At 53.1% G+C, this 6899-nt stretch carries 5 protein-coding genes and 1 pseudogene; 3 read left to right on the top strand and 3 right to left on the bottom strand.

Annotation, left to right across the window (positions count from 1 at the left end; genetic code table 11):
- Positions 1-119 precede the first annotated feature (119 nt).
- Positions 120-590: pseudogene (locus PGX04_RS02925) on the top strand (site-specific integrase); the annotation flags it as partial.
- 762 nt (positions 591-1352) lie between these two features.
- On the opposite strand, the gene PGX04_RS02915 reads toward PGX04_RS02925, so the two are convergent.
- The 3 genes from PGX04_RS02915 to PGX04_RS02905 form a co-directional block, all read right to left on the bottom strand.
- The gene (locus PGX04_RS02915) at positions 1353-2540 is read right to left on the bottom strand and encodes an orc1/cdc6 family replication initiation protein (RefSeq protein WP_273737144.1); all 1188 of its coding nucleotides are present in this window, start codon (positions 2538-2540) and stop codon (positions 1353-1355) included.
- A gap of 708 nt (positions 2541-3248) precedes the next feature.
- Complete coding sequence (locus PGX04_RS02910) at positions 3249-3944, bottom strand: nucleotidyltransferase domain-containing protein (RefSeq protein WP_273737142.1); 696 nt, start codon at positions 3942-3944, stop codon at positions 3249-3251.
- Positions 3941-4615: an RNA polymerase subunit sigma-70 gene (locus PGX04_RS02905; RefSeq protein ID WP_273737141.1), complete on the bottom strand. Its 675-nt coding sequence runs from the start codon at positions 4613-4615 to the stop codon at positions 3941-3943. The genes PGX04_RS02910 and PGX04_RS02905 overlap by 4 nt, the downstream gene beginning before the upstream one ends.
- A 495-nt stretch (positions 4616-5110) precedes the next feature.
- Here PGX04_RS02905 and PGX04_RS02900 point away from each other — a divergent pair, with 495 nt between their 5' ends.
- Positions 5111-5983, top strand: coding sequence for a ParA family protein (locus PGX04_RS02900; protein ID WP_273737140.1), 873 nt, complete (start codon positions 5111-5113; stop codon positions 5981-5983).
- Positions 5976-6461, top strand: coding sequence for a DUF7970 domain-containing protein (locus PGX04_RS02895; RefSeq protein WP_273737139.1), 486 nt, complete (start codon positions 5976-5978; stop codon positions 6459-6461). The genes PGX04_RS02900 and PGX04_RS02895 overlap by 8 nt, the downstream gene beginning before the upstream one ends.
- The last annotated feature ends 438 nt before the right edge of the window (positions 6462-6899 follow it).

Here is a 6899-nt window from a genome sequence, read left to right as displayed (position 1 = left end):
TCCCCATCCAGTCATACTCGTCTCTACGCACCGTGAAGATATGAACTAGAGCGCTGATCCCTATAGAAGCTTACAGGCGACCCGAAGCAACCGGGAAAGAGGATCAATACAAGGTATAGATGACCGACGATGAACTCGACGAGTTACGGCGGGCCGCTGCAAACCATCGCGACGATCTCATCATCCAGTTGGGTGGCTACGTTGGGCTCCGAGCATTCGAAATTCCCCAAGTGAAGCCGAAACACGTCAAACGAACCGACGGCGGGGAGCACTATCGTCTTCGCATTCTTGAAAGGAAAGATACCACGGGCAATGGCGGAAAGCCTCGAGATGCCTATCTTCTGGAGGATGTGGAAGATGACATCCACCGCTATCAGAACGCCGAAGATATCGATAGCGGTGAGCCGCTGGTTGATCTCACCGAGCGTGGTGTACGAGCAGTTATAAAGCGTACAGCAGAGCGCACAGCCGACAAGACGGGTGACGCCGACTATCAGCACGTAAGTTCTCATGATCTCTGACGCCGGTATGCACGGTATCTTCTCGTCGATAAGAAGGTAATCCCCAGGGTTATCATGGCGGTCGGTGGCTAGGACTCATTCCAAGCGATTGAGCCGTACCTGAACACTCCAACTGCCGAGAACCTGTGGATTTAGATAAGTGAAAGAGATAACGAGTTAGACATTGATAGACTCAAGATGAGACTCATGAAATATGAAGGATGTCCTCTAAAGTCTTGAACCCACCCACCCCACTACTTCCGCTGTTAGCGATTGAACAACTGTATCACCCTCCATGGGAGGAGGGTGATTTGTATTCGGTATTGAACAGCCTACGGGTGTTGTTTTTGCTGACCTATCTTAAGTCTATCCTAGCCTACTAGAAATATAGAGTGATCAAAGGTAGACTGTCTCACAACCTAACAGCGGAAGTAGTGGGGTGGGTGTGGCAATCTTCCACAGTAACAGCGGAAACGATGGGGTGTCTACTGTATCACAACACGGGAGATATGGAGACAACACGAACCGTTCTTGGAAGCGTACCTGTGGGGTGGCAGGTTTTGGGAGAAATCATACTATATCGGGACGGCAGGTTTCGACAGACCCTATTGAACATCGAACGCACGGAACACGTTTAGCGGAGCGTGCGGCCTTCTCTCTCGGCCAAGCTCTGAGGCACTCGGTCTGCTCCGCCGGTAGATGTAACAGCGGAAGTGGTGGGGTCTCTCTATCGTATTCCTCCTCCATGAACAAAGAAAATTTCAGTGTAACATCGGAAATAGTGGGGTTGGTGGTCCACCTGTCTACTCCTAATCTCCAGTCAATCGAACAACGGAAGCGGTGGGGTTGCTTCTACGGCGACGTCCCAAGAAGTTCATTGAGGCCGGCTTTCACGCTCGAAATAGGTTGTTCGAGTTCATGTTCTTTGAACTTGCCACCGGATTTCCCACGGTTAGTCTCGGTCGACGAAATAATCCCTAGTGTTTCGAGTTCCGCGAGGTACTCCCGTACGGCCCGGGTTGAGACTGGATCGTACCCTTCCCGGTCACACAACACTTCGTAGGGTTCGCGAATCTCTCGTGTCCGCACAGGCGTCTCGCCACGTTCCTCGAGCAACGTTAAAGCCCACAACACAAGCTGACCGTGCTGGGAGTAATTGCTGATCCCTTCGATCACTTGATCAGTCTGAAGTCGACGTCTCGCTTCTGTGACGTGGTTCTCGATCACGACATCGGCGTTTTCTTCGCGAGCAATATCGCCACTTTCAAGCAACAGGTCAAGTGCTTTCCGCGCGTCACCAGAGTCCTTCGCACCGTAAGCAGCGCAGACTTCGATCACACCGTCCTCAAGGACGTTGTCGTGGAATGCAACGGATTCGCGCTGCCGGAGCACCTGGACGAGTTCAGTTGCGTCGTAGGCAGAGAATGAGACTTCTTTCTCACAGAGACTCGAGCGGACCTTCGAACTCAACTGATTACGGAAGCTCAAGTCATTCGAAATCCCGACGACACCAAGTCGAGCATTACTGATATCCCCGTTCGATCGCGCTCGCGGGAGTTTGTATAGCAAACTGTCGTCCTGAATGTGGTCTACCTCATCGAGAACGATCAAAATCGTCCCGCCAAGACTGTCAATTTCGTCGAAGAGAAACTGATAGACAGACGCTTGTGGATACCCGGTATTTGATATTTGATTCGCGGGATCACGAAGCTCGTTTACTAGCGCGACAGCGGTTTGGTAACTCGAGTTTAGCCCATCACAGTTGATTTCCACTGTATGGAGGTCGAGACCATCGATATCCTCGGCACTGTTTTCGAGTCGATTCAGCAGAAACCGCGTCGCGGCCGTCTTCCCGACGCCGCTTTTTCCGTAGAGAAATATATTGGACGGCGTCTCGCCCTCAATGACCGGCTGCAGTGCCGCGTGGTATTGCTGCAGTTCGGTATCGCGACCGACGAGTTTGTCTGGCGTCCACTCCTCGAGTAAGGCTTCTCGCTCTTTGAAGATCCGACCTGTCGGCTCGAAACTAAAATCACCCATTATGAAGTTTCTCTCAGGCCACCTTCTTAACCTTTGCTTCCGATGGTTCCGGTGTCGGTGCTTATTTATATATACCATACCCCATCTGTTCCGGTGTTATGCTTGTTCAGGCGGTAATAGCAACGGACGAACGGCCAACACAGCTCATGCCAACCGTGTTTTTCGGGAATCAACGACAACCGCCACTACTATTCTCAGCTTTGCACGTTAATGAAGTCACATATTTATCGAAAAACAGGCACGAGAAGCGACTTTCTTGTGATTTCGAGCACTCGCAGCGGGTCGGTCTTCACTGGAAGGATCGTGCTGGCTTTCGCGTCACTCGTGACTCCAGCAGAAGGGAACAGGATCCGACTGCCTTCCGAATACGTGTGAGAATCGTCCATGAAACGCCAAAATCGAGGCTATCGACGGACTTGAGCCAGTGATATACAGAGCAACTACCATCCGTCCAGATATTTATTGGGCCTCCAATTGGGCTGGATACGAGGACGATTTCTGGATGATCGACGGATGATCGACTATGGAGGAATTGCTGTAACAGCACCTATTGAACAGCCGCCAGAGGAATACCTGTTTGTTGATCCAGCACGAGATCAAAAGATGATTTTCTCTCGATGTGGCGGCTGATCCTCGTTGAGTCGTTCTTGAGCAGCTACACGCTAATGACTTGCACGTAGCGGACGTCGCCTACCGAGCAGAACTACGTCACCTCAACTGCTCTACCTGCTCAGATAGATAGTTACGGAGGGACGCGATTGTCTCCGTAGAGATTGCTGATGCACCGAAATCACTGCGATAGCCGTGCTTGAGGTCCTCACTATCGAGAATCTCGAGCCCGCGTTCCAGCTGCGTCCGAAGAGCGTCCTCATCTCCCCGGTGTAGATGCGGCGTCACCGTGTCGAGGTCGATCTCCTCGGCAACCGCAAGGACGTCTCTGAGGTCAGCCTCGCGCCCGCTATGGAGTTTCGCAGCCACGAGTACTGCTCCATCAATTGCTCGGGCGGTCGTCGTCACCGTCCCGCCGGCTACCTCGCGTTCTCTACTGTGGTCATGCAGATAGTCAAACGACCACTGTGCCTCAGTTTGGCGACAGCCGAGCCCATTCACCAGAAGATCAAATCCAATCGGTTGCTGCGGGGCAAGGCGTTTTTCGTACTCGATGACTTCCGTGTCGTAGAACCATTTCTTTGCATGACTGCCGGTTTCCTCGAACCCGCGGTCTTCGAGAAACTCCACGAACCCATCCTTGTTGTCGGGCGCAACGACGATATCGAGATCCGTCGAAAAGCGAGCATTGAACGCCGAGACGGCGTACCCGCCGACAAGAACATACTGGAGGTCGCTCTCGTTGAGTTCTTCGAGGAGTTCGATAAGCGCGTTACTCCGATTATTGAAGCTCATGACTGAACCCGTTCAGCTTCCCGGTAGGCAACTCCGAGATCGAGATCTTCGTACATCCGGTCAAGCATCGAGAGTGCCGACTGGAACTGCGCGTAGTGCTCACGCATGTAGGCGATCGTCTCCTCTCGTGGGATTACCGGGTATCCTCCGACGTGTTCGATATCGAGGGCTGGTTGGGGATTGAGGACGATCTGCAGCGGTCCTGCGAGCTGTTCCCTGGGCTGGCGCTCGAATGCGGTCGGGAGGCCGAACGATTCGAAGAACGCCTCCCAGGCGTCGACGTCCTGGTCACGGACGGCGAGGAACAGCGGATAGTCGTCGGGGTCGCGACCGACTTGGTAGCCGCCCTGGGTCCACACATAGACAGCGTCGATCCGTGTGAACGCGAACGGCCAGTCACCGAATTGTGGGAGGACGTAGGCCTCCTCGATGGATGGTGGACTGACGCCGGCGCTGGCAGCGACGACCTCGCGCGCTGCGTCTCTCACGCGGTCGTCAACGACTGAGAGGCCGTCGTCATAGCGGACGTAGCCTGCGTCTTCGAGGCGATTGACGGCCTGTCTCACCGTCTCATACGGCGTGTGGAGGTTTTGAGAGACGCGACGGATGGAGTCTCCACTCTCGATGGCGAGGATAATCTGCGCTGCCGTGTCGTCGAGAACCTCGTACATCTGGTAGTTACCAATAATCCGGTAACCATTAAAAGTCTTACTGGTGGCCGAGGTAGAGCAGCTCTGGCTGAGTTCCACCACTCAGGACTCTCCTATTGAAGGACTGGACAATGTAGATATCATAGACCATCTGCATAATGCGAATAATGTAGATAATGCAGATTGCACTCATTCCGTTGCTTGATGTGGATGGCGGTGATCGTATTGAATATGTATGAAATTCAGACAATGCGAATTGTGTAGATTATGTAGGGCTGGCAGTGATTATGACGAATGAGGGTTGTGGCAACAATCTACGAAATGTACAAAATGTAGATTGTGTAGATGACGCACGCAATCTGTCTGACGCAGAATTAAGGTGGACGAACTTCATTAGCCGCGTATGAGCGGAGCAAAACTCACATTATCAACGAAACGCGCGCAACCTTCAAGATCTACCCAATGTACATTACTTACAAAATGTGCAAAATCCATTTATTACGGGGGTGCTGACCCATGAGTGCTGACGAGTTTGAGGGGCTTCCTGGAGCAGCTGTCTCGTTGCTTAAGGGAGGCGTGGGAAAATCCACGATCGCACTCAACATCGCTGATAGACTCGCTGCTCGCGGCCATGAGACGGTACTACTGGATCTGGATAAGGACGGGCACATGACGACCCAGCTTGGGTACGACGATGCGTACGACCGAGATGCTAACCTCGGTGACGCCCTCATCGATGGGGAGGACCCCGAAGACCTGCTTATTGAGACGGATTTCGGTGTTCACCTTCTCCCGTCCAGCAACGAACTTGAGAACGTGGAGACGAGGCTGAAGGACGAACGGTTCGCAGACGTGAAGCTTCGGCGGAACGTGGTGGACCCGCTCATCCAAAACGGATATGACTACGTGATAATTGATGCTGCAGGCGGCCGTGGAAAACTCTCCGATAACGCCCTCATCGCCGTCCAGCGCGTCATAGTTCCGCTGATTCCGCGTGCTGGCTCGATTAACGGCCTCAATAAGATGATTGAACGCCAAATTTCTCCAATCCGGCAGAATATCGGGTTAGACATCCTCGCGGTTACCCCAAATATGATTCGCGAAACAATGGGGCAACACAACGAGCATCGGACTCTCGTTGAAAATCTCAACCGAGAGTTCGGTTCGTTCGTCCCTGAGTACGCTCGTGTCGACCCGGAGATCTTCGATGGCCTCGATGATTCGGGACGCACCATCGATAGTATCCCGAAGCCCGGAATCCGCGAACGGACTGCGATTTCTCGCGCTTTCAAGCAAGGAATGCCCGTCTCGGAGTTCGCCGAAGATTGCGACCAGATCCCGAATTTCGACCACTTAGCGGACCTCGTGGAGGAACACAGCCATGCCTAATGAGGACGACCGTTTCGGGGACGTCGCTGAACAGCTCAAACAAACGGAGGAAGAGGTAGAATCGGACGATGACGAACGTACTGACACTGGAGATGAACCGCAACCGGATGAGGAGATAGCTACCGAGGGCACAGAGTCAGAAACTGAGTCCGCTCCTGAGCATGATGAAGAAGATGTGGACGAATCCACCGGTGGGCCGGCCTTCTCCTTTGACGAGACTGATATGCACGGCTTCTATGTCCGGGAGAAGACGTGGAATGGTGTCATCCGGATGCGATCATCGGTGACTGCCACATGCTCTATGTTTGATGTCCCCGAGTTCGAGGGAAGAGAGTTTCAAGATGCGTGTCTCCAGGTGATTGCGGACCACGGTGACGAGGTCGCCCTCCAGATCCTCCGAGAGCGTGGTATCGAAGCTGATGAGGATCGTGTACAGGAAGTTGTGGAGATGCTGAGCGAGCAGGCCACGAACGACTAAATTGAGATTCGGTCGATTTTCCCCACTATTTAGGTTTTGTACATTTTGTACATTATGTGGATAGTGAGGGTGTTCATCCGCTTGCAGTCTTGCGATTATGCTCGAAACTGGGTCCGAACCACGTTTCTGGGATGTAGAGCGTCTACAAACGAGCTTCGGAGGAATTAAATAAAATCCGAGTAGAACTCTCTCGAATCCTATGTCGCAATCCTTGGTTCGCTAAGCAAGATGTGCCGAGCAGCGTCCAACACGCGATTTAGGAGAGAGAACGCGAGTCCTGCGGCTTGCCGCAGGCGAGCGACACCGAGTGCTTTCCGCTTAGCCACCTTGTCGGAGAGATTGACTGACCGCCCGGACGAATGTCCTGGCGGTCACGACCGGCGGCGATCTGATCCCGCGGTCTATTCTGAGCTTCACCAAGTAATCGGTAAGCCTCCA

Source organism: Natrinema soli, assembly GCF_028618695.1.
The sequence above is the reverse complement of the archived record's forward strand: the minus strand, read 5'-3'. Positions and strand labels throughout refer to the sequence as shown.

Bases quoted from the DNA above. Each gene is read 5' to 3' on its own strand.
- PGX04_RS02895 (WP_273737139.1), top strand. From the start codon at position 5,976: ATGCCTAATGAGGACGACCGTTTCGGGGACGTCGCTGAACAGCTCAAA.
- PGX04_RS02915 (WP_273737144.1), bottom strand. From the start codon at position 2,540: ATGGGTGATTTTAGTTTCGAGCCGACAGGTCGGATCTTCAAAGAGCGA.
- PGX04_RS02905 (WP_273737141.1), bottom strand. From the start codon at position 4,615: ATGTACGAGGTTCTCGACGACACGGCAGCGCAGATTATCCTCGCCATC.
- PGX04_RS02900 (WP_273737140.1), top strand. From the start codon at position 5,111: ATGAGTGCTGACGAGTTTGAGGGGCTTCCTGGAGCAGCTGTCTCGTTG.
- PGX04_RS02910 (WP_273737142.1), bottom strand. From the start codon at position 3,944: ATGAGCTTCAATAATCGGAGTAACGCGCTTATCGAACTCCTCGAAGAA.